Raw genomic sequence first — 23673 nt, forward strand, 5'->3', positions numbered from 1 at the left:
CCGCGCCGCGGGCCGCCGCGTCCATGGCGTTGAGCACGACGAGGCGGGAATCCTCGACCCAGCAATCGGAATATTCGAAAGCATGGACGAAGTCGGGTTTCAGCGGCTGGCCGGTGACGTCGCGCCGCAGATTGACGCCGCGTGTGGCGGGCAGTTTCTTCCGGCCGCCAATGTAATCGTAAAGGAACAGGCCGAGGCGCAGCAGCCAGCGCGGCCGCAGCTTCTTGTGATAGGGCAGGACGAAGCGCAGCGGCCAGACGATATGCGGCGCGATGCCCCACAGCACCTCGCGCTCCATCAGCGCTTCGCGGACCAGCCGGAATTCGTAATATTCCAGGTAGCGCAACCCGCCATGGATCAGCTTGGTGGAGGCTGAGGACGTGCCGGAGGCAAGGTCGCTCTTCTCGCACAGAAACACCTGCCAGCCGCGCCCGACCGCGTCGCGCGCGATGCCGCAGCCATTGATGCCACCGCCGATCACGGCAAGGTCGTAGATCTCGGCGGGGACCTTAGGCGGGGTCTTTGAGGGCGCGTTTGTTTCCAAATTTAATTCGTTCCATCCCGCGCTCTTGATGGGCGCTTTGGTAACTGAACAGAAACACGAAATTTCCGAATGCGCAAGCGATCAAAATGCGCGCATAGCGAAAATCGCTGTCTATTCTTCCTCCAACTCGCCGCCGGTTTCGATAACCTCGGTACCAAGTCGTTGCAAAAGCTCGGACATTTTCGGCGGAACGCGATCCGTGACCAGCGTATGGATTTCATCCAGGCGCGCGATGCGTACCGGGGCGCGCCGGTTGAATTTGGTCTGGTCCGTCACCAGAACGACCTGGCGCGCGTTTTCGATAATCGCGCGCGAAACCTGCACTTCGCGCACATCGTAGTCCAGCAGCGTGCCGTCCTCGTCGATCGCCGAGGTGCCGATGATGGCGAGATCGACCTTGAACTGGCGAATGATATCGGCGGCCATCTGCCCCACCACGCCGCCATCGGTGGGCCGGATGGTGCCGCCCGCGATCACGACATTGATGGAACTGTTGCGATACAGAAAATTCGCGACATTGATATTGTTGGTGATGACCAGCAGGCCGGTATGGTTCACCAGCGCCTGCGCCACTTCCTCGGTCGTCGTGCCCAGATTGATAAACAGCGAGGAATGATCAGGGATCAGCCTCGCTGCCGCCTCGCCGATGCTGCGCTTGTTTGATTGCGCGACGAGTTTGCGTGCCTCGTAAGCGAGGTTTTCCACTCCGGACGCGACGACCGCGCCGCCATGGGTGCGGGTGATCAGCCGCGCCTCGCCCAGATCGTTCAGGTCACGACGGATCGTCTGCGGCGTGACGCCGAAACGGGCAACGAGATCTTCAACCGAAACCCGTCCTGTCTCGCGCACGAGGGTCACGATTTCCTGTTGGCGGCGCGAGGCCGGACGCAGAATGTCCATGATTCTCAGTCAGATGCGGTGGAGGATAAGCCGAGATTGAAGGCGATGGAGATGCGCAAGGCATCGCCGCGATAGGGCCGCACCTGATGAAACAGCCAGGACGGGAAGATGAACAAAAGCCCCGGTCTTGGCCGGATGGTCTCGCCGGACCCGACCGAAGCCCCGTCTTCCCCGGCGAATTTCAGCGCCGGCGCATACATGCCGGGGCCAGGCCCGCGCGGATCGATCATTTCGAATTCGCCGCCGAGCGACGGGTCATCGGCGCAGCCGCCGTCATCGACGTAATAGGTGCCGGACCAGAAACTGCCGGGATGGTAATGCGCGATATTGCCGTCGCCGGGACCGTTGACATTGGCCCAGGCCTGCACGGTCCAGTTGGGGCGCAGCGGTTGACCCTGGCGATCCGCCGTCATCTGGTTCGCAATGCCACGCGCCGCCGTGATGACCTCGCTCATGCGCGCACCACCCCAGTCGAGGATGTCGCGGTCCGAATGCCATCCGCCCGCGTTCGACGCCTGGACGGAGGGGTGAGACGCACGACGGTCCAGGATGATGCGGCGGAGTTCGGCATTGCGCGCGGGGGCGTCGGGCAGTTCGACGGCCGCGACGGGCGTCGCAAAAAGACCGCGAATGTTGATTTCGACGCGCGCCATTTTCGTTTCTCCCGCGTCAGCCTGTGCGCGCGCCCCTAGCCCCTGTCAAGAGCGAAAGGAACGCGCGTCCCCACACCCGTCCTTCCGGACTGAGCCTGCACCGGCCCAGACTATTCGAATAAGGAACTCAGCCGGCAGAGACGATCAGCCGGCGCGCGGCCTTTTCCCGTCCGATCAGCGGCAGCAGGTCCTTCAGATCTGGCCCGCTTTCCTCGCCCGTCAAAGCCAGTCGCAGCGGGTGATAAAGGCCGCGGCCCTTGCGGCCGGTGGCGGCGCCCAGCGCCTTGGTCCAAAGGCTGGCGGTCGATTTGTCCCAGGGCTCGGCCGGCAGTGCGTCAGCCGCCGCGCGCAGGAAATCGGCGTCCTCGGCCTGGATCGGGGGCGAGATCTCCTCGGCCAGAATTTCCCACCAGACGCGGGCTTCCGACAGCAGGTCCAGATTGCCGCGAATGGAGAGCCAGAAGTCCTCCGTCGCCCCCTGCGGCAGGCGGCTCGCCACATCGGCAAAGCTCTCGCGATGCATCATCTGGCGATTGATGCCGAGCAGCTGGCGCGGATCGAAGATGGCGGCCGAATGCGACATGCGGCCCAGATCGAAGCTTGCCGTCACTTCGTCGCGCGTCAGCGCCACCATGTCATCGGCCGAGCCGAGGCGGGCGAGATAGGCGATGATGGCGTCGGGCTCCAGCCCATCCTTGCGCAGGCTGCGGACGGAGAGGCTGTCGAAACGCTTGGACAGCTTGCCGCCCTCGGCATCCGTCAGCAGCGGCAGATGGGCAAAGCCGATCGTCTCAGGCTTGCCGCCCAGCCCGCGCATCAGGTCGATCTGAATGCCGGTATTGGTGACATGATCCTCGCCCCGGATGATGTGCGTCACGCCGAATTCCAGATCATCGACGACGGAGGTGAAGGTGTACAGAAAGCTGCCATCGGCGCGGATCAGCACCGGGTCGGACAAGCTCGGCAGTTTCACCCGGCGGTCCCCGAAAACGAGGTCCTTCCAGGTCACTTCACCGTTCGAGAGCTTGAAGCGCCAATAGGGGACCTTGCCGTTCGCCTCGGCCGTCGCGCGTTGCTCGGCGGTCAGCGACAGCATCTCACGGTCATAGACCGGCGGCAGGCGGCGCTTCAGGCGCATGGCACGCTTGGCGGCCAATTCCTCCTCGCTTTCGAAACAAGGATAGAGCAGGCCGGCGGCCTTCAGCCTGTCGGCCGCCGCCTCATATTGCGCCATGCGGTCGGACTGGCGCGCATAGTCGTCCCAATGAATGCCGAGCCAGCGCAGATCTTCCTGAATCCCGGCCTCATATTCCGGCTTCGACCGCGCGGTATCGGTATCGTCCATGCGCAGCATCAGCTGCCCGCCGTGACGGCGCGCGAAGAGGTAATTGGCGACGGCGGTGCGCAGATTGCCGACATGCAGGAAGCCCGTGGGGCTGGGCGCAAAGCGGAGGCGAGGGGTGCTGGCGTTCATCCCCACCCCATGCCCCAGCCTCCGGTCTTCGTCAAAGCCTCAGCCGGGTTTCAGACCTGCCGCAACTGCCGGTCTTGCGAATTGTACCGGCGACGACGGCAGCCGACCGCCCCGATCAGCCGCCGTTCTGGTTGCGCCGTTGCAGCAAAAATTCACGGCCGAGCTTCACCCGCGCTTCGCCGTCATAGGCGATGATATCGGCGGTCGCGTAAGTCTCATGCCAATGGTCGGGGATGAAACTGCCGGTGCCGACCACGTCGATCGGCGCATGGGCGTCGGCCATGACGCGGCATTTATCGACGCCGAAGCCGGAGGAGGCGACGATGCGCACGCGATCGAAGCCAGCCTCGTCCAGCGCCTCGCGCATCCGCCAGATGGCCGCCGCCGAGACCCCGGTGCCGACCAGATGGCGCAGCTCGGCGTCCGAACGATAGCGGCGGATGGCGCCGGGGCTGCGACGCTCCAGCACCGCGTAGCTCTCGGCTGGATCGAGACCTTCGAGGAAACGGCCGCCATGGGTATCGAGGCGGAGGGACATCTTGCCGGCCGCCGCAAGGCCCGAGAAACGGTGGCAGACGGCCAGCCCGTCGGTGATCTCGCGGCCGAAATAATCGACCAGCACCGTCAGGTTATCGTCCGGGAATGTCTCGTGATACATCTCGGCCGCCCGCACGGTAGAGCCCGCGTAGCCGATCAGGGCATGGGGCATGGTGCCCAGGCCACGCGCCGCGCCGAAGAAATGCGCCGTCGCGTCATTGGCATTGCCGACGAAGCCCTTCGCCCCCTCGCGCTGCGCCGCGCGGCTGCCGACGGAGGCGCCGTAAGCCATCATCGACTGCATTTCGGTCCCCGCGCAATGTCGCGCTTCCATGGCCAGGAAGGTGACATGGGGCAGGCCGATACACATCTGATAGGCGTGATGCGCGGCGACGCAGACCGAGCCCAGCTTCTGCAGCAGCAGCGTCTCCAGATCGGACAGATGCACGTAGCTGCCGGTGATATACAGCAGCGGCTCGCCGGCCCCGACCCATTCGCCTTCCTCATGCAGGATCTCGAACTGGAAGGTGGTGCTGCGGGCGGCCGCCACCTCCTCCAGCCAGTCCAGCATCAGCTTCGGGGCCGAGATCACCGGCCGCCGAAGAAAGACCGCATAAGTGACGGTCTTATCGCCGAAGCGGCTGACGATCGCCTTGGTCTTGTTGAAATAGGCATCGGTATAGGCGGCAATCGTTTCCGTCTGCACCAGATCCTGCGCCGAGAGCGTATCCATCCCGCCTTGCCTTTTCTTATCGTTATTCGGCGGCGACGGCAGCGGCGGAAGGCAGACGTCTTGCCTTCAATTCCTCTGCCACCAGGAAGGCGAGTTCCAGCGACTGTTCGGCATTCAACCGCGGGTCGCAGAAGGATTCGTAACGGCGGCCCAGGTCCGCCTCGGTCAGGCGATGGGCACCGCCCACGCATTCCGTCACGTCCTGTCCGGTCATCTCGACATGAATGCCGCCCGGCCAGGTCCCTTCCGCCGCATGCGCCTCGAAGAAGCCGCGCACCTCGCCCAGAATGGAATCGAAGCGGCGGGTCTTGCGGCCATGGCTGGTCGAGATCGTGTTGCCATGCATCGGATCGCAGAGCCAAACGACATTGGCCCCGGCCTGATGCACGGCGCGCAGCAGGCGGGGGAATTTGCTTTCCAGCTTCTCCACCCCCATGCGGCTGATCAGGGTCAGACGCCCGGCCTCGTTGGTCGGGTTCAGCGTCTCGATCAGGCGCAGCAGATCCTCAGGCTCGGTCGAGGGCCCGACCTTAAGGCCGATCGGGTTCTTGATGCCGCGCATGAATTCGACATGCGCGCCGTCCAGCTGCCGGGTGCGGTCGCCGATCCACAGGAAATGCGCGGAACAGGCATAGGTATCGCCGGTCGTGGAATCGACCCGCGCCAGCGCTTCCTCGTAAGGCAGCAGCAGCGCCTCATGGCTCGTGTAGAATTCCGTCTCCCGGATCTGGGGCGCGGTTTCCGCCGTCATGCCGCAAGCGCGCATGAAGTTGAGCGTCTCGTCGATACGCGCCGCCAGATCCTGGTAGCGGGCGCCGAGCGGGCTGCGCTCGACGAAGCCGAGATTCCAGCGATGGACGCTGTGCAGATCGGCATAGCCGCCGGTCGCGAAAGCGCGCAGCAGGTTCAGCGTGCCGGCCGACTGGAAATAGCCCGTCTCCATGCGGCCCGGATCGGGGATGCGGGATTCCGGCGTGAAGGCCGGCCCGTTGATGATATCGCCGCGATAGCTCGGCAGCGTCTCATCGCCGACCGTCTCCATCTCAGCACTGCGCGGCTTGGCGTATTGGCCCGCCATGCGACCCATCTTCACCACCGGCACGCTGCTGCCGAAGGTCAGCACAACCGCCATCTGCAGCAGCACCCGGAAGGTGTCGCGGATCACATTGGCGGTGAAATCGTCGTAGCTCTCGGCGCAGTCGCCGCCCTGCAGCACGAAGGAGCGTCCAGCCGCCACTTCTGCCAGCGACGCCTTCAGACGCCGGGCCTCGCCCGCAAAGACCAGAGGAGGGTATCGCCGCAGGCGGCCTTCGACGGCGGCCAGGCGCTCGACATCCGGATAGGCAGGGATCTGCCGCACCGGCTTGTTGCGCCAGCTCGCCGGGGTCCACAGGTCTGCGGCCCGGTTTTCGAGAGGACGGTTATTTCCCGTCTGGCTCATCGGTCTCTTCCTCGTCTTGGCGGCGCCGGATTTCCTTGGCTTAGCGCCGCGCTCTGGTCTTGTGCAGTGCAGTCAAATTCACGGCACGGCCGGCGGTTATCGGCCGAAATGGCGTGAAAAGCTACTCGGCTCTATCTGCGGCGCCCGCAACGCGGGTCCGCGTGCGCATCGTCACGAATTCCTCAGCCGCCGTCGGATGAATGCCGATGGTGCGGTCGAAATCCTGCTTGGTGGCCCCCATGCGCACGGCGATGCCAAGCCCCTGCATGATCTCGGCCGCGTCCTCGCCCAGCATATGGGCGCCGAGCACCTTCTGGGTCTTCTGGTCCACCACCAGCTTCAGCAGCGCCTTTCGGCCGGCCCGTTTCGTCAGCGTATGGCGCATCGGCGTGAAGCGGCTGACATAGATATCCATCGCACCCAGTTGGGCGGCGTCTTCCTCGCTCAATCCCACAGTCGCGAGCGGCGGGTCCGAGAAGACGGCCGTCGGCACATTCTCCAGGCTCGCTTCCCGTGGGTTGCCGCCGAACAGCGTATCGGCCAAGGCATGGCCCTCGGCGATGGCGACGGGGGTGAGGTTGAGCCGATCCGTGACGTCGCCGATCGCATAGATATGCGCGACGTTGGTGCGGCTGCCGTTATCGACCGCGACCGCGCCATACTCGTTCAAGGCTACGCCGGAGGCAGCCAGGTTGAGCCCGGTCAGGTTCGGCACACGCCCCGTGGTCAGCACCACGAAATCTGTCTCGATCTCGGTGCCGTCGGACAAGGTGACGCAGCGGCCCTGGCCCTCGGCGCCCGTCGCCCGGATATGCGTCGGCGAGACGCTCGGGTGCAGATGGATGGCGCCCGCCGCCATCGCTTCCGCCAAGGCTTCGCGCAGATCCTGGTCGAAGCCGCGCAAGGGCAGCGGCTGGCGATAGACCAGATGCACATCGGACCCCAGGCCCGCGAAGATTCCGGCGAATTCCACGGCGCTATAGCCGCCGCCGACGATCACCAGCCTTTTGGGCCGCGTCGGGAGATAGAACAGGTCATCGGTAATACCCGCGAGGTCAGCGCCGGGGATATCGGCCTTATGCGGCGTGCTTCCGGTGGCGATGACGATATTCGCGGCCGTCACGCGTTCCCCGCCGACATCCAAGGTATGAGGGTCGATAAAACTCACATGGGCGTCGAAGGTCTTGGCACCGGCTTTGCCCAGCATCGTCGCGTAGATGCCCTGCAGCCGGTCGATCTCGCGGTCTTTGGCGGCGATGAAAGCCTGCCAGTCGTGCTCGCCCTTGGTGATATCCCAGCCAAAGCCGAGAGCATCCTCGGCCCAGTTGCCGTATTCGGCGGCCTGGACCATCAGTTTCTTGGGCACGCAACCGACATTGACGCAGGTGCCGCCCCAGAAACGTTCCTCGGCGACGCCGACCCGCGCCCCGTGGCTGGCCGAAATGCGGGAGAGGCGCGTGCCACCCGAACCGCCGCCGATGACAAATAGGTCGAAATCATAGGTCAAAGCAGGGCTCCCGCTCGCGTGAGGTTGCCTCTCACATAGGCCGGCGGCAGGGTGCAATCAAACACGGGCTGTCATGCATGACGAAGGCAAGCGGCCGCCCGGCAATGCCTGCCCTTGAACAGGCGCTCTGTAGAAAATTAAACTATCGATCGCGAGTAATTGACAGGGTTGGGGGAGAATTTTACTCTCGTTCTATGGTTCAATTCAGGCCTTACGCATGAGCGGGCAGGGGGCTGCTGCGGGCGAGCGCTGGACGCGGCTCGGCCTCGGCACGCTGTCCGTCGCGATCGGACTGGGCGTGTGGCAGGCGCTCGGCAGCCTGCATCTCATTCCCTCCGGGCTGCTCGCCAGTCCGGCCGAGGTCTGGGCCGCCTTCATCGACATATCCCGCCATGGCTATCGTGGCACCAGTCTGGGCCAGGACGTCATCGCGACACTGCTGCGCGCGGTCGCTGGTTTTGCCGTGGGCACGCTCGTCGGTGTGCCGCTCGGCCTCTGGATGGGGATGAGCCGGCTGACGGCGGCGGCGGCCGATTGGATGGTGCAATTCCTGCGGCCGCTGCCGCCGCTCTCTTTTCTCGTGCTGCTGTCGCTCTGGCTCGGTACCGGCGATACCGCGAAAATCGGCCTGCTGGCGCTGACCGCTTTCCCGATCATCACCAGCGCCACCTATGCCGCCGTCGGCTCGGTGTCGCGGCAGAAGATCCAGGCGGCGCAGTCGCTCGGTGCCAGTTCGGGTCAAATCTTCTGCCATGTCCTGTTGCCGGCGGCCTTGCCCACGATTTCCACGGGCCTGCGCATCGCGCTCGCCGCCGCCTTCTCGACGGTCGTCGCGGCGGAACTCATGGCCGGCAGCGACGGGCTCGGCTGGATGATCTTTTCCGCCAGCCAATATCTGCGCAATGATATCATCCTGCTCGGCATCATTCTGCTGGGCTTGCTCGGCATGGGGCTGAACAGCCTGCTGCTCGGGCTTGATCGCGGTTTGATCCATTGGCGAGGGCGGGAGTGATCGCTTTTCTGAACCGCCGTCCCTGGGTGGTAACGCTCGCGAGCATTGTCCTGGTGCTCGCGGCCTGGGCCGTCGCTACTTATACCGGCGCGGTCTCGGACCTGCTGCTGCCGACGCCGGATGAGCTGTGGGATGGCGCCGCCGATCTCGTGCTCAATGGCTATAAGGGCTACAGCCTCGGCGGCCATATCGGTCTCAGCCTGATGCGCGTGGGGCTTGGCTTCGGTCTCGGCACCATCATCGGCACGCTGCTCGGGCTTGGCATGGGCGTGTCGTCCAAGCTCGATGCGCTGGCTGCGCCCTATATCGAATTCCTGCGTCCGCTGCCGCAACTGGCCTATCTTGTGCTGCTCATCATCTGGTTCGGTATCGGTGAGACACCGAAGATCGTTCTGCTGTTTCTGGCGGCCCTGCCGGTCTCGGCCGTCGCCGCGCGGGACGGGGTGCGCAATGTCTCGCCCCAGCGCGTGCTGGCCGCCCGCTCGCTGGGCGCGAACCGCTGGCAGATCTTCTGCCATGTCGTGCTGCCGTCGGCGCTGGGCGATATCTTCATCGGCGCCCGGCTCTCCATCGGAATTGTCTACGCAACATTGATCGCGGCGGAGATGATTGCGGGCGCCAGCGGCATCGGCTGGCTTATTCTCGATGCCGGGCGCTTCTTGCGCAGCGACTATGTCATTGCCGGCATTCTCATCATCGCGGCCATGGGCATTGCTCTTGACCGTGGGCTTATTTTTGCCCAGCGCCGCATCGTCCATTGGGCAGGAAAATGAAACGCGTGACCCATCATCAGCAGGAGAGACGCATGAGTGACATTTCCGGCATTGGCCGCCGCAAACTCCTCGCCGGCGCGGCAGGTTTGGGGCTCGCCGCCAGCCTGCCCATCGGCCGCGCAAGCGCGGCGGACGCCACCACCATCAATATCGCCTATTTCGTGGAAACGAAGCCGACCGCCATCGCCAAGGCCAAGGGCTGGTTCGAGCAGGAGGCGAATGCCAAGATCAATTGGATCGAGGTCGGCAGCGGCGCGCAGATCAATGCCGGCGTCGTCGGCGGCGGCATCGATATCGGCATCGGCATCGGGTCCTCGCCCTCCGCGTCAGGCATCAGCCAGGGCATTCCGTATAAGGTCATCGGCATGCTGGACAATATCGGACCGGCCGAGGAAATGACGGTCCGCGCCGCCGCCAATATCAAGACCCCGGCCGATTTCAAGGGTAAGAAAATCGCAACCCCCTTCGGCTCGACCTCGCATTTCCGCCTCATCGGTTTTCTCAAGACCAATAACCTCTCGCTCAGCGACGTCACCGTGCTCGATCTGCCGCCCGATCAGATCGTCGCCGCCTGGAAGCGCGGCGATATCGACGGGGCTTATGTCTGGAGCCCGGCCAAGGCTGAGATTCTCGCCGACGGCGGCGAAGTTTACGAGACCTATAAGGAACTCGACGATAAGGGCTATGTGATCGCCGACCTTATCATCGCTCGCAACGGTTTCGCCGCCGCGCATCCCGATGCCGTCACCGGCATCCTGCGCGCCTATGGCAAGGCGCTGTCCTATTGGCAGACCAATCCGGATGATGCGGCGGCGATCGTGGGGCAAGCGACCGGCGTTTCGGCAGCCGTCGCGGCGGCGAATATGAAAGAGTATGATTTCGTGCCGCAAAAGGAACAGCTGACCGCCGCATGGCTCGGCACGCCCGGCAATCCCGGCGCTTTCGCCGCCGAGTTGCAACATACCGCCGAATTCCTGGTCGGACAGAAAAGCATTCGCCGCGCGCTGAAGCTTCCCGCCTATCAGAAGGGCATCGACACCAGCTATCTGGAAAAGGCCGTTGCCTGATCACTTGGGCGTGCCGGCGGCCGGGGGTGATGCGGTTCCCGACACGGGGGCAGCGTCCGGGTTCGTGCGGTTCGATCAGGTCTCCGTCACCTATGGTGCCGGGACCGCTCAGGCGGTGCCGGCGCTAAGCCCGACCGATCTCGGCTTCGCGCAGGGGGACTTCATCTGCATCGTGGGTCCCTCCGGCTGCGGCAAGACGACATTGATGCAGACCCTGGCAGGGTTCCTGAAGCCGACATCCGGCACGGTCAGCGTGGCGGGCGTGGCGGTCACCGGCCCCGGGCCGGATCGCGGCGTCGTCTTCCAGCATGCGGCTTTGTTTCCCTGGAAAACAGTTGCGGCCAATGCCGGATTCGGTCCCGCCATGCGCGGCCTGCCGAAGGCCGAGCGTCAGGCCCGCGTTGAATATTGGCTCAATTCCGTGGGGCTGTGGGAGTTCCGCAACCGCTATCCTTATCAGCTGTCGGGCGGCATGCAGCAGCGCTTGGCGATCGCCCGTGCGCTCGCCAACGAGCCCGACATTCTGTTGATGGATGAGCCGTTCGGCGCACTCGACGCGCTGACGCGCGAAAAGATGCAGGAGGAGCTTCACGCCGTCTGGAAGCGCCGCGGCATGACGGTGCTGTTCATTACCCATAGCGTCGATGAGGCCGTTTATCTCGGCACCGATGTCGTTGTTATGTCGCAACGTCCTGGCCGGATTCTGCAGCGCATCGCGGCACCTTTCGCGCGCCTGGCGGGGGAGCGTGATATTCGCCGTATCAAGGCCGGTGCGGATTTTGTGACGTTACGCGAACAGGTCCTCGCATTGATTTGGGGGGAGGGCGGCGGCTAACCGCCTCGCCCTCTGTTCGCATCAGAAACAAGGAAAGGTTTCATCGATTTACTTTCCTTATCCGTCGCCGGGAGTTGTTATTATGTCTCACAATCCAGATTTGAGCAGCATCGAATCGAAATAGAAACGAAAATCAAAATCGATCGCGATCAAGAAATACAGGGTCTGATCGCAGTGGTTGATGCAATACGTTAAAAAATCATTGACGTGTCGATAGAGATGCGGAAGAAGCCTTGAGCCTTCCAGCGCTGGCTTGCGATTCGTCTTATCTCGATTGATAGAGTCCTGAGTCGTATTTCTGACACCCAAGAGGTTTTGATGTCGAAAGCGTTTATTGCCCAAGTCATACAGGAATCTGCCGACACCACGGGCGTCGCCGCGAACCGCGCCGCGACCGATGTGATGCAGGCGATTATTCGCGAATTGAAGAAAAACGGCCGCTTCACCTTGCCGAGCTTCGGCACCTTCATCGTCCGCAAGACCAAGGCGCGTAAGGGTTTGAACCCCCGCACCGGTGAGGCCATCAAGGTCAAGGCCGGCAAGACCGTGCGCTTCAAGGCTTCCCCTTCGCTCAAAAAGCTCGTCTAATCCGGCCTCCTTGGGGGCTACGGGTTAGAGCTTGTGACGACGAGACCGGCGTTCGATCTTATTTGGACTGGCGGCCGCTTGGCCAGCATGGCGGCTGACCGGCCGGGTCTCGGTGTCATCGAAGACGGCATCATCGCCAGCCGCGATGGCCGGATCGCCTTCGTCGGTTCGGCCGCCGATCTGCCGGCCGGGGCGGAGGCGCGGGAAACCATCGACCTTGACGGGCGATGGGTCACCCCCGGCCTCGTCGATTGCCATACTCATATCGTCTATGCGGATAACCGCGCCGCCGAGTGGGAGATGCGTCTTGCGGGTGCTGCCTATGAGGATATCGCGCGGGCCGGCGGCGGCATCGTCTCCTCCGTCCGGTCCGTGCGGGCGACCACCGAGGCGGCTTTGGTCGATCAGGCCCTTGGCCGGGTCGACCGGCTGATCGCCGAAGGCGTCACGACGCTCGAGTCGAAATCCGGCTATGGTCTCGATCTCGCGCAGGAGATGAAGCTGCTGCGCGCCGGCCGCACCATCGCCGAACGGCGCCGCTTGCGCGTGCTCACCAGTTTTCTCGGCGCCCATGCCTTGCCGCCGGAAGCCAATGGCGACCGCGAGGCCTATATCGACCTTATCTGCACGACCATGCTGCCGGCGATCGCGGCGGCAGGTTTGGCGGATGCCGTCGATGCCTTCTGCGAAAGCATCGCCTTCTCGCCCGATCAGGTCGCGCGGCTGTTCACGCTGGCCCAATCGCTGGGCCTGCCCGTCAAACTCCATGCCGATCAGCTCACCAATGGCGGCGGCGCGGCGCTCGCCGCCCGCTTCGGCGCGCTGTCGGCCGATCACCTGGAATATACGGATGACGCCGGCGCCGCCGCGATGGCGGCTGCGGGCACCGTCGCCGTGCTGCTGCCCGGCGCCTATTACGTGCTGCGGGAGAAGAAAGCGCCGGACGTCGCGGCCTTCCGTCGCCACGGCGTGCCCATGGCCGTTTCGACCGATTGCAACCCCGGCACCTCGCCGCTCGCCTCGCTGCTGCTTACCATGCATATGGCCGCGACCTTGTTCGGCCTGACGGTGCATGAGGCGCTGCTGGGTGCGACGCGGGAAGCAGCGAAGGCCCTGGGCAAATTCGGGGAGATCGGCTCGCTGGAACCAGGCAAGGCCTGTGACCTGGCTATTTGGTCGGTCGGCCATCCGGCCGAGATTTTCCATAATCTCGGCTCCAATCCCCTCTATTCCCGCGTTTTTGCCGGAGAGCCGGGCTGACGGGCTTTGCCTTTTCGTCCGAAACCCGCACATGGGCGCGCGCCATACCGGTGAAAAGACGAGCAGGCTATTGCGGCGATGCGGTTTTCGTCTCAGGGATGTTCCGCTTGCGGATGACAATCTGGTAAGACAAGCTGAGTTCGATTGGGAGCGGCAGTAGGGCAGGCATGGACAACGAACACGAAATTGCCTGGATCGGCTCCGCCCGCGCGATTGTGGAACCGCAGGATGGCAGTCAGCCGGTCCTGGATCTGATCAACGAGGCCCATAAGACGATCTGCCTGAAGATGTTCACCTTCACGGCGGACGATATTGCGGAAGCGCTGATTGCGGCGCAGCAACGCGGTGTGCTGGTTCGCGTCATGCTGAACCCGGCGCGCTCGTCCGGTAGCCGCGCCAATGACGATATGAAAATGCGCCTGCAAAAGGGCGGCGTAACCGTCGCCTGGAGCAGCCCGGCCTTCGCGGTGACGCATGAAAAATCGATGGTCGTCGACAGTCGCGTCGCCATGATCGCGACCTATAATTTTGGCGTCAAGTATTTCACCACGACGCGCGACTACGGCATTGTGACCAAGGATGCGGATGTCATCGCGGAGATGGAGGGCTGTTTCGAGGCCGACTGGTCTCGCAAGCAATTTGTCCAGCAGGACAGAAGCGCGCTGATCTGGAGCAATCGCGGCTCGCGCGCGCTCATGTGCCATTTTATCGATATGGCTGAGCATACGCTGGACGTGCAGCATCCGAAATTCGTCGATGCCGTGGTGCTGGACCGGATCATCCAGGCGAATGAGCGTGGCGTGCGCGTGCGCGTGCTCTGCGGTGGCAAGCACGGCATCAGCACCTGGGATGTTCTGGACACTTTCGCCTCGCTGCGTCTCATGAAGCTGCATGGCGTCAAGATCCGCAAGCAGAAGGGCCTGCGCCTGCATGCGAAGCTGCTGCTGGCGGACGGCAAACACGCCGTCGTCGGCTCGATGAATATCGATCGCAGCGCTTTCGATCTGCGCCGCGAGTTGGGGTGTTTCGTCAACGATCCGCTGGCGGTCGAGGCGCTGGCCCAGGTCTTCATCGATGATTGGCATGAGGCCAAGCACTACGATCCGCCGGACCCGCTGACGGTCGAGCTGATCGACGAGGATGACCATCCGCATGACGCCGAACTCGTCCACGAATGACGTGGCGGAGACGGAGCCGAACAATCCGGTGAGCGACGAGACCTCGGGCGCGGCGCCCGCCGCGCCAGACGAGGCCTCGCCCATCCGCGCCACCGCCTGGGAGATCGTGCGCACCTTCAATGAGATTTCGCTGTCCAGTTTCGGCGGCGGTCTGTCCGCCTGGTCGCGGGAAATGGTCGTCGCGCGGCGGAAATGGATGAATGACGCCGAATTTCTGAGTGCGATGACGATCTGCCGCATCCTGCCCGGCGCCAATCAGGTCAATCTGGCGGTCTTCGTCGGCACCAAGTTGAACGGGTTGCGCGGGGCAGGGGCGGCGCTCGCCGGTCTCATCGCCATGCCGACGCTGTTGCTGGTCGGCATCGCGGCCCTTTATGCGGCCTTCCAGCACTCCCACGCCGTGCAGCATGTGCTCGGCGGTTTCGCGGCGGCGGCCGTCGCCATGACCTTGCAGATGGTCTGGAAGACCGGGCGCACGACGCTCACCTCCATCGTGCCCATCCTGCTATTCGCCTTGACCTTCGTGCTCAACGGCATCCTGCGCTGGCCCTTGTGGTGGACCCTGGCGGTGACGGCCCCGCTCGGCATCGGCTGGGCCTGGCGGCGAGCCCATCGCAAGGCGCAGGCGCGCCCTCCCGGAGCGGCATCATGACCCTGACCCTGGCCCTTCAACTCTGCTCGGTCTTCGGCATTACCTCTCTGCTCGCCTTCGGCGGCGGCAACGCGGTCATTCCGCAATTCGAGCAGCAGACCGTCTCGGTCCATCACTGGCTGACGGCCCAGCAATTCACGGATTCCTTCGCCATCGCGCAGGCCGCGCCGGGTCCGAGCACATTGATCGTCAGCCTGCTCGGCTATCGCGCGGGCGGGGTCTGGGGCGCGCTGATCGCGACGGCCGCCATGGTCGTGCCGACCGGGCTCATCGTCTACGGCCTTGCCAAGGTCTGGGACCGCGGCCATGGCGACAAGCCCTTCCGCCACGCGCTGCAGGACGGGCTGGCGCCGATCACGGTCGGGCTGATCCTGGCCGGCGGCATGGTCGTCGCGCGTCAGGCCGAGAGCCATTGGGTTCAGCTGGCCATGACGGTCGTGGCGACGGTCGTGCTCTGTGCGACCAAGATCAACCCGCTCATCGTCGCCGTCTGCTGCGGCTTCGCGGGGTATGTCTTCAGCGCTTGACCCAGGTCGTCCGCGCAATTGCACTAGTCGTCCCCGGACTCGTTCCGGGGATCTACCCTTGCGTGTAGGCAAGCGGCCGTCTGGGCGCTGCGGCGGGTAGGTGCCCGGCATGAAGCCGGGCATGACGGGGTGGAAACCTCCTCAGCTTTTCACCACCACATGAATATCGCCCTGGCGTTCGCGCACATTGATCGCCACTTCATCGCCCATCCGCTGAATCCGGACCGTCACGCGCGCCTCGCCGATGCGGATATTGTGCAGGATCATCTCGTCTAAAAAGCTCGGCAGTTTCGGCGTGCTGAAGATGACAGAGCGCGCGGCGGGATCGATCGACAGACCGAGCGACGCCTGCAGCAGGGCGGGCAGTGCTGCCGCCGCCCAGGCTTGCGGCGAACAGGCGACCGGATAGAAGGTCGGCCCCTGGTTGCGCCGCCGCGCGAAGCCACAGAACAACTCCGGCAACCGCCGCATGTCGATGTAAAGGGCCGCGTCGAACTGGCCCTCGAAAATCTTCGCGACCGCGTCGGTATGGCCGTAGCGGGCCAGGCCCATGGCGATCAGCGCGTTGTCATGCGGCCAGACCGAGCCATTGTGATAGCCCATCGGGTTGTAGCGCGCTTCCGTGCTGGCCACGGTGCGGATGCCCCAGCCCGAGAAGAAATCGTGGCTCATGAAGCCCTCGGCCATCCGGGCCGCGCGCTCGGGCAGGATCATGCCGGTCATCATCAGATGACCGGGGTTGGATGTGCGGATGCGGCAAGGTTTTTTCGCGCCGTCCAGGGCGATGGCATAGGTGCCGATCTCCTCGCACCAGAAGGCTTCCTCAAAAGCGGCGCGCAGCGTCTCCGCCTGTTTGTCGTGGAAGGTCGCGACCTGCTCATGGCCCAGCCGGCGCCCGATCTCCGCCATCGCGCGATGGGCCGCATAGACATAGCCCTGCACTTCGCAGAGCGCGATCGGCCCTTCGGCAAGGCTGCCGTCGGCATGGAAGACGCTGTCGAAACTGTCCTTCCAGCCCTGGTTCTGCAGCCCGGATCCGGTCGCGCGATAATATTCGACGAAGCCGTCGCCGTCGCGGTCGCCATATTTGGCGATCCATTCCATGGCCGCTTCCAGATGCGGCCAAAGCTGTTGCAGCATGTGCCCGTCATGCGTGCGTTCGAAATAGGCGCCGGCCAGCATGACGAAAAGCGGTGTGCTGTCGACGCTGCCGTAATAGCGGCGGAAGGGCACTTCGCCCAATTCCGCCATCTCGCCGTTGCGCATTTCATGCACGATCTTGCCGGGCTCCGAATCCGCCGCCGCATCGGTCTCGGTCGCCTGCACCTCGGCCAGGAATTTCAGCACGCCGCGCGCAATGGCGGGGTCCAGCCACAGTGCCTGATAGGCGGTGATCAGCGCATCGCGGCCGAAGACGGCGGTGAACCAGGGAATGCCGGCATAGGGGTAAAGCCCGGTCGGCTTTTCGGTGATGAGCATATAAAGGTCGGAAATCGCCCGGCGGATCGCTTCATTGAACAGTTCGTTCGAGCTTTCCATCGCCGCCGCGCGGGCCGAGCGCGTGCGCATCCAGCGCCGTACTTCGACGAAACTGATCAGGTAGTTGGCGCGCACGTCCCGCGCCGCGACGACAGGCTGATCGTTGCAGTCGATTTCGACATAAAGAAGCGTCTGCTGGCCGGGCTGCACCTCCACGTCGAAACTGGCGCGGCCGCCGTCCAGCGTCGTCGGCTGGGGGGAGAAGCGCAGCCGCGTCGTGCGGCGCTTCTCGTCCAGCCCGACATAGCCGAGCGTGACGCTGGCCTCATCCACGTCCGGCGCCTGCCGCGTGCCACGGCGCACGCGGGGCGTGCCGCGCACCTCGAACAGATCCGCGAAGTCGGAATCGAAGGTGAATTCCAGCCGGATCAGTTGCGGCTCATGCGCGAAGCTGCGGATCTGGATGCGTTCGAACAGCGTCGCGTTGATCATGAAACGCACCCGCCGGACATGGACCATGCTGTGATCCAGCACGACGGTCCCGTCACGGGTAAGGTCCGGGTTGGCGAGGTCGCAGATCAGCGCAGTATTGTCCTCGCGCAGCGTGGAGCTCAACAAAACCGGCCGGCCGCCGCCGATGGTTAGGTCAAAGACCGACAGATGGCGGGTATCGCGGTTGTAGAGTCCCTCCGTCCCGCCGTCATAGGGCAGGATATTGCCGGACAGGTCGAAGATGCCGAACATGTCGCCGTTCTTCAGCGTCCGATATTGCCGCTCCTGCAGCGACAGCGTCGCTCCCACGGCATAGGGCGGCTCGACCTGGTCGGCTTTGGGAAGAACAGCGCTCATCATCACTCCATCTCAGTCACGGCCCGACCCGTCGTCCGCACGACGGCCCTGTCGCCCGCGGGCTCGTCCCGCGGGTCTACCCGTCGCGGCGCCATCATGGGTAGGTGCGCGGCATGAAGCCGCGCATGACGTAGTGGGTTCGGGCGAGCTTGCTACCCCTTGAACGAAGACACCTCACGCCAGAGGTCGATGCCGCCCTCCTGCGCATGCACGTCGATCGCCGTCAGTTCCTCGGCCGAGAAGGCAAGATTCTTCACCGCATCCAGCGCATTGTCCAGCTGAGCGACATTGCGCGCGCCGATCAGCGCGGTCGTCACGGCCGGGCTGCGCAGCACCCAGGCAATCGCCATCTGCGCCAGGGACTGGCCGCGCGCCTCGGCAATCGCGTGCAGCGCCCGGACCCGGGTGAGATTCTCCTCGGTGATGAGATCCTTGGAGAATGACCCGCCGGCCGCCGCGCGCGTGCCTTCCTTGACGCCGCCCAGATATTTGTCGGTCAGCAGACCCTGGGCGAGGGGGGAGAAGGCGATGCAGCCGGTGCCGATCTCCTCCAGCGTGTCCAGCAGCCCGTCTTCCACCCAGCGGTTGAGCATGGAGTAGGACGGCTGATGGATCAGCAGCGGCACGCCGCGTTCGCGCAGCAGGGCCTCGGCCTTGCGGGTCAGTTCAGGCCCATAGGACGAAATACCGACGTACAGCGCCTTGCCCTGACGGACCAGCTGGGCCAGCGCGTCCATCGTCTCTTCCAGCGGCGTCTCGAAATCGGGGCGGTGGGAATAGAAGATATCGACGTAGTCCAGCCCCATGCGCTTCAGGCTCTGGTCGCAGCTGGCGACGATATATTTGCGGCTGCCGCCCATGCCGTAAGGGCCGGGCCACATGTCCCAGCCGGCCTTGGAGGAGATGATCAGCTCGTCGCGATAGGGCAGGAAGTCCTTCTTGAGCAGGGTGCCGAAATTCTCCTCCGCCGAACCGTAGGGGGGGCCGTAATTATTGGCGAGGTCGAAATGCGTCACGCCACGGTCGAAGGCGCGGCGCAGGATGGCGCGGCCGTTTTCCAGCACATCCTTGCCGCCGAAATGGTGCCAAAGGCCGAGCGAGATCAGCGGCAGCTGAAGGCCGGACCGGCCGCAACGGCGATAGGGGATGGCCTCATAGCGGCCCGGATCGGCGATATAGGTCATGGCTTTCCTGTCTCTCTCGTCTTGTTGGTCTTGGCCCGAAACCTAGCCCGCACGGGCGGCGCGGCGCTAGGTCGCCCGGTTCATCACTGAGCTGACGGGCGCTCAGCATGATCAAGGGTTCTGCTCCGCCCTCCGGGGCGTGAAACAGGCGACGGCCAACGCGGCCAAGGCGAGGACGGCAGCCAGCACGAAGACGCCGTGCAACGCCTGGTCAAGCCGGGTCGTCGCGGCCGCCAGATGGGCCGGCGACAGCGCGGCGCGCAGTCTCGGATTGACCAATGCCTGCATCAGGTCATGGCCATGCGTGTCGGCCAGGCCGGCATTCAGCACGCCGCCGAAGGCCGCGGCCCCCAGCGCTTGTCCCATCAGCCGGCTGAAGAAGAACAGCGCGATGGACCGCCCCCGCTCATGGGCCGGCACGCTGCCCTGCACGGCAAGGGTAAAGACGATACTGGTCAGGCCCATGCCGATGCCGATGGGAATGACGATCAAGGTCAGCCAGCCCAGGCTGCGGCCATCCGCGATCGGCACCAGGACCGCCATGCCGATCGTCATGGCAATGCCGGCCCCGACCGCGAGGACGCGGTTCGGAACACGGCCCACCACCCGGCCGATCGTCATGCTGGCAATGGTCCAGGACACGCTCAGCACGCCGATGACGATGCCGGCGTCCAGCGCGTCGCGCCCCATCACGCCCTGGATCAGCGGCGGCAGGAAGGCCGTCATGCCGATCAGCAGGGTGCCGGCGAGGAGGGAGGAGAGATTGGCCGTTATCAGCAGCGGCCGGAACATCAGGTGCAGCGGCAGCAGGGGATGGCGCACCTGCCGCTCCCGCAGGCCGAAACCGGCCAGCGCGACAAAGGCGACCGCCAGCAGCAGGACCAGCTGCGCGGTCGGCAAAGCCTCGCACTGGATCAAAGCCGCCATCATCAGGCCCAGTCCGGCGACGAGCAGAACACAGCCCGCCAGATCGATCGGCGCCCGGCTGCGCGTCTGGGCGCTGTCGCGCAGAAAGCGCCAGACCATGGTCATGGTCACAAGTCCGACCGGCAGATTGACCCAGAAGCAGAATTGCCAGCCCAGCGTATGGACGAAAAACGCGCCGAGCATTGGCCCGGCAATGGCCGCGATGCCCCAGACGCCCGAGACATAGCCCATGATGCGCGGCCGATCCTCCGGCGCGCAGACATCGCCGATGATGGTGGTGCCGAGCGGCGCCAGACCACCGCCGCCGATCCCCTGGATCGCTCGGAAGACGATCAGCGTGACCATGCTATGGGCGCAGCCGCATAGCAGCGAACCGACCAGAAACAGACTCGTACTGGCCAGATAGACCGGCTTGCGGCCGAAACTATCGGCGATCCGCCCATACAGCGGCGTCATCACGGCCTGGGCCAGCAGATAGATTCCGAAGGCCCAGGCGAACAGATGAAAGCCGCCCAGCTTGCTGACGATTACCGGCATGGCGGTGCTGATGACGGTGACTTCCACGGCCGCCATGAAGGTCGAGATCAGCATGGCGGCGATGATCAGCCGGGCGTGACGCGGCCGCGCGGCCCTTGGCGCAGCCGGCATCGCCAAAGTCGCGTCACTCATGGCGTTACTCTTGTCCCTGCGGCCCCAAAAATTCGCGGGTCGTGGCGGCGGCCTCCGCAAGTCCGACCCGTTCGACCGCCACACCGGGCGGAAAGGCCGAGAGCAGCCGGGTTGGCGTGCGCCGGTCAAGCAGCACGAAGACACCCCTGTCATCCACCCGGCGGATCAGCCGGCCGAAAGCCTGGCGCAGCCGCAGGCGCGCAATGCGGTCGTCGAATTCCTTGGGCGCGCCGCCCGACAGGTGAATGCGCCGCTCGCGGTGCAGAATATCCGGGCGCGGCCAAGGCACGCGCTCGAACACCACCAGCCGCAGCGCATTGCCCGGCACGTCGACGCCGTCCCGCATGGCGTCCGTGCCGAGCAGGCAGGAATTTTCTTCCGCCCGGAAAATATCGACGAGCGTGGAATTATTCATGGCGTCGATATGCTGGGCATAGAGCGGCAATCCGGCCTGTTCCAAAGCGGGCGCGATGCGCCGATGCACCGAACGCAACCGCCCGATAGCCGTGAACAGGCCCAAGCCGCCGCCGCCGGACGACAGGAACAGCGTGCGATAGGCAGCCGCCAGCGAAGCCGGGTCGCCGGTATCGACGTCGTTGATGACGAAGGCACGCGTGCGCGCGGCATAGTCGAAGGGGCTGGGCAGGCTGGCGCGGATGGCGGGCAGCGCCAGGTGATTGGCACCGACGCGGGCCTCGGCCTCGGTCCAGGCGCGCTCGGGGTCGTCCTCGCCGCCGTCGCGCAGCGTGGCCGAGGTGATGAGCAGCCCATGGGCGGGGGCCGCGAGGGTGGTCGCGAAGGGCAAAGTCGGGTCCAGCCAATGCCGCAGCAATGCCACGTCGCGGACATGCCCCTCAGACCGGTCGAGACGTAAAAACTGGACATGGCCGCGAAAGGTGTCGGAGACCGCTGGCGGCTCGATCAGTTCCGCCAGCATGGCGATCCAGGCTTTCAGCGGTTCCAGCGCGCGGCGGGCGATGGTGCGGCCCATGCCTTCGATGCGCGCGCGGGTCGCCTGGTCCAGCTCATCGGCCTCCTCGTCCAGCCGCGCCAGCAGCCTTGCGCGCAGATTGGTGAGCGGTTCGGCGATGCGCATCAGCGCGCGTTTCAGCGTCTCGGCGGCGCCGACGACGTCTTCGGAGGTCGGGTGCAGATCGCATTCGGCGGCGAAGCCGGCGCGGGCCTCATCCTCCCCGCCGCGACCCGAAAGCCGCGCCAGCACCTGGGTGCGCAGAGCGACGAGGAAGGTTTCGGATGGATTAGCCGCAACCGGCTCGGCGGGCGTTTCGTCGGGCGATGGCGTATCATGGGTGAGTCGAGATCCCCAGCCGGGCGCGGGCAGGCTGCGCGCTGCCATCAGCGCGGCATCCAGTGGCGCCATCAGATCGGCGCGCTCCCCCACCAGATCGCCGATGCGCGACGTCAGACCCTTGCCCCGGCTGCGCATGCCCTCCGCGCCCAGCAGCCAGCGGCGCAGCTCCGCCGCCTCCCGCCCCGAGAGTTCGGCCGAGAAAGCCGCGTCGGCGGCATCGAAGATGTGATGGCCTTCGTCGAAGACGTAGCGGGTCGGCACGTAATTATCGTCCAACCCGCCCCAGGCGGCTTGCGTCAGCACCAGCGCGTGATTGGCGACGACCAGATCGGCCTCCCGCGCCCGGCGGATGCCGTGCTCCACGAAGCAGCGCTTCCAATGGCTGCACGCGGCATACAGACATTCGCCACGGCGGTCGGCGAGGGAGCCCAGCAGCGGGGCGCCGAAGATCTCGATGAACCAGCCGGGCAGATCGCCGCCCAGAATATCGCCGTCGCTGGTCACACTCGCCCAGCGCGCGATCAGGCCGAGCGGAACGGTCAGCGCCGGATTGCTGCCGACCAGAACCGCCGTGACCGCATCCTCCATATTGAGCAGGCAGAGGTAATTCTCGCGGCCCTTGCGCAGCACGACGCGGCGGTGACGCTCCTTCGGGTCAGGGAAAAGCCGTTCGAGTTCGCTCTCCACCTGCCGCTGTAGATGCCGGGTATAGGTGCTGATCCAGACCGGCGCATGGTTGCGCTCGGCCCAAAGGCTGGCTGGGGCGACATAGCCCAGCGTCTTGCCGGTGCCCGTGCCGGCCTCGGCCAGCACGATATTCGGGGCGCCCGCCACCTCGCGCGGTGTGAAAGCGGCCGCGGCGGCCGAGGCGTAATCCGCCTGGCCCTGACGGGTCTCTGCGTCCTCGCCGACCAGGCGCGCCAAGCGCGTGCGGGCCTCGACCGGGGAGACGGGCAGGGAGGAGGGTTCGGGCGGCGGTGCGCCTTCCTCCCATTCCGGCAGGCGGCGCCAGACGCGGAAGGCATTGCCGTCCTTGGCCGGCGGCGGTATGGCGCCGCCCCGGTCGAGCGCCGCCAATACCAGGGGCGCCCACAGCCACCCGGCCTCGCCCATGCGGCGGGCGAGCGCGGGCAGATCGCGTGACGCCGGCAGGCCGGCGTCGCGGGTCAATTCCTCCAACAGCGCGAGGGCGAGATTGGGCAGGCTCGACGCGGCGTTTTCCAGCCCTTGCCCAACCAGGGGAAGGTCAAGCGTCTGGGCCAGGCCGCGCGCCGTCGGCACGGCGGGTTTCGCCGGGCGGACGAAGGCGAAAAGCTCCAGCAGATCATAGGCCGGCATGGCGCGCAGGCCGAGGCGCCGCCAGATGGCGGGCGCATGGATCAGCAGCGGCGGCTCGGAACTGTCCAGCAGCTTGGCCGCCTCCCGACTGTCCAGCTGCAGCACTTCACCATCGGCCGTCAGCACGACCGCGAGGCCGGTGCCGGCAGCAAGCGCAGGCCATTCCGGAAAGGAGACGGAACCCGGTCCGTGGGACACACTCATACCGCAAGCTTCATTGACCGGATACCGCGC

20 protein-coding genes are annotated in these 23673 nt (G+C 65.1%); 9 read left to right on the forward strand and 11 right to left on the reverse strand.

The features are described 5' to 3' along the window. From ACELLULO517_RS23480 to gorA, 7 genes are all read right to left on the reverse strand, one after another. The coding region (locus tag ACELLULO517_RS23480) for an FAD-dependent oxidoreductase (protein ID WP_227309879.1) at window positions 1-544 on the reverse strand (544 nt) is incomplete at its 3' end. A 111-nt stretch (window positions 545-655) separates the two neighbouring features. After that, window positions 656-1444 (reverse strand): DeoR/GlpR family DNA-binding transcription regulator, encoded by a 789-nt coding sequence (locus ACELLULO517_RS23485; RefSeq protein ID WP_227309880.1) that lies wholly within the window; start codon window positions 1442-1444, stop codon window positions 656-658. A gap of 5 nt (window positions 1445-1449) precedes the next feature. Then, the gene (locus tag ACELLULO517_RS23490; RefSeq protein WP_227309881.1) at window positions 1450-2097 is read right to left on the reverse strand and encodes a 2OG-Fe(II) oxygenase family protein; all 648 of its coding nucleotides are present in this window, start codon (window positions 2095-2097) and stop codon (window positions 1450-1452) included. Between the two features lie 127 nt (window positions 2098-2224). Next, entirely contained in the window at window positions 2225-3571 is a 1347-nt protein-coding gene (gene gltX / locus ACELLULO517_RS23495) for a glutamate--tRNA ligase (RefSeq protein ID WP_227309882.1), read from the reverse strand. A 115-nt stretch (window positions 3572-3686) separates the two neighbouring features. After that, window positions 3687-4841, reverse strand: coding sequence for a nicotinate phosphoribosyltransferase (locus ACELLULO517_RS23500; protein ID WP_227309883.1), 1155 nt, complete (start codon window positions 4839-4841; stop codon window positions 3687-3689). Between the two features lie 22 nt (window positions 4842-4863). After that, window positions 4864-6282 carry a class II 3-deoxy-7-phosphoheptulonate synthase gene (locus tag ACELLULO517_RS23505; RefSeq protein ID WP_227309884.1) on the reverse strand — a complete coding sequence of 473 codons (1419 nt, stop codon included), beginning with the start codon at window positions 6280-6282 and terminating at the stop codon, window positions 4864-4866. 121 nt (window positions 6283-6403) lie between these two features. Beyond that, a complete protein-coding gene (gorA, locus tag ACELLULO517_RS23510) occupies window positions 6404-7789 on the reverse strand; it encodes a glutathione-disulfide reductase (RefSeq protein WP_227309885.1) in 1386 nt (461 codons plus the stop codon). Window positions 7790-8006: 217 nt separating this feature from the next. Here gorA and ACELLULO517_RS23515 point away from each other — a divergent pair, with 217 nt between their 5' ends. From ACELLULO517_RS23515 to ACELLULO517_RS23555, 9 genes are all read left to right on the forward strand, one after another. Further along, window positions 8007-8801 carry an ABC transporter permease gene (locus ACELLULO517_RS23515; RefSeq protein WP_227309886.1) on the forward strand — a complete coding sequence of 265 codons (795 nt, stop codon included), beginning with the start codon at window positions 8007-8009 and terminating at the stop codon, window positions 8799-8801. Further along, window positions 8798-9574, forward strand: coding sequence for an ABC transporter permease (locus tag ACELLULO517_RS23520; protein WP_227309887.1), 777 nt, complete (start codon window positions 8798-8800; stop codon window positions 9572-9574). Before ACELLULO517_RS23515 ends, ACELLULO517_RS23520 begins: the two co-directional genes overlap by 4 nt. 32 nt (window positions 9575-9606) lie before the next feature. Next, complete coding sequence (locus tag ACELLULO517_RS23525) at window positions 9607-10641, forward strand: taurine ABC transporter substrate-binding protein (RefSeq protein WP_227309888.1); 1035 nt, start codon at window positions 9607-9609, stop codon at window positions 10639-10641. After that, window positions 10634-11476, forward strand: coding sequence for an ABC transporter ATP-binding protein (locus ACELLULO517_RS23530; RefSeq protein WP_227309889.1), 843 nt, complete (start codon window positions 10634-10636; stop codon window positions 11474-11476). Before ACELLULO517_RS23525 ends, ACELLULO517_RS23530 begins: the two co-directional genes overlap by 8 nt. Before the next feature lie 318 nt (window positions 11477-11794). Beyond that, window positions 11795-12064, forward strand: a complete 270-nt coding sequence (locus ACELLULO517_RS23535) for an HU family DNA-binding protein (RefSeq protein ID WP_227310007.1) — start codon at window positions 11795-11797, stop codon at window positions 12062-12064. A 33-nt stretch (window positions 12065-12097) separates the two neighbouring features. Further along, on the forward strand, window positions 12098-13324 hold the full coding sequence (hutI, locus tag ACELLULO517_RS23540; RefSeq protein ID WP_456304403.1) for an imidazolonepropionase: 1227 nt from the start codon (window positions 12098-12100) through the stop codon (window positions 13322-13324). Between the two features lie 167 nt (window positions 13325-13491). Next, complete coding sequence (locus ACELLULO517_RS23545; RefSeq protein WP_227309890.1) at window positions 13492-14502, forward strand: phospholipase D-like domain-containing protein; 1011 nt, start codon at window positions 13492-13494, stop codon at window positions 14500-14502. Next, on the forward strand, window positions 14477-15154 hold the full coding sequence (locus ACELLULO517_RS23550; RefSeq protein ID WP_227309891.1) for a chromate transporter: 678 nt from the start codon (window positions 14477-14479) through the stop codon (window positions 15152-15154). The genes ACELLULO517_RS23545 and ACELLULO517_RS23550 overlap by 26 nt, the downstream gene beginning before the upstream one ends. Then, a complete protein-coding gene (locus ACELLULO517_RS23555) occupies window positions 15151-15681 on the forward strand; it encodes a chromate transporter (RefSeq protein WP_227309892.1) in 531 nt (176 codons plus the stop codon). Before ACELLULO517_RS23550 ends, ACELLULO517_RS23555 begins: the two co-directional genes overlap by 4 nt. A gap of 141 nt (window positions 15682-15822) precedes the next feature. Here the strand turns inward: ACELLULO517_RS23555 and ACELLULO517_RS23560 are convergent, their stop codons facing one another. The 4 genes from ACELLULO517_RS23560 to ACELLULO517_RS23575 form a co-directional block, all read right to left on the reverse strand. Beyond that, window positions 15823-18009 (reverse strand): amylo-alpha-1,6-glucosidase, encoded by a 2187-nt coding sequence (locus ACELLULO517_RS23560; protein ID WP_227309893.1) that lies wholly within the window; start codon window positions 18007-18009, stop codon window positions 15823-15825. A gap of 152 nt (window positions 18010-18161) precedes the next feature. Beyond that, window positions 18162-19193: an L-glyceraldehyde 3-phosphate reductase gene (gene mgrA / locus ACELLULO517_RS23565; RefSeq protein WP_227309894.1), complete on the reverse strand. Its 1032-nt coding sequence runs from the start codon at window positions 19191-19193 to the stop codon at window positions 18162-18164. Window positions 19194-19304: 111 nt separating this feature from the next. Next, window positions 19305-20789 carry an MFS transporter gene (locus ACELLULO517_RS23570; protein WP_227309895.1) on the reverse strand — a complete coding sequence of 495 codons (1485 nt, stop codon included), beginning with the start codon at window positions 20787-20789 and terminating at the stop codon, window positions 19305-19307. A 4-nt stretch (window positions 20790-20793) separates the two neighbouring features. Further along, the gene (locus ACELLULO517_RS23575) at window positions 20794-23643 is read right to left on the reverse strand and encodes an ATP-dependent DNA helicase (protein WP_227309896.1); all 2850 of its coding nucleotides are present in this window, start codon (window positions 23641-23643) and stop codon (window positions 20794-20796) included. Between the last annotated feature and the right edge of the window lie 30 nt (window positions 23644-23673).

The organism is Acidisoma cellulosilyticum, from assembly GCF_020621385.1.
GTDB lineage: Bacteria > Pseudomonadota > Alphaproteobacteria > Acetobacterales > Acetobacteraceae > Acidisoma > Acidisoma cellulosilyticum.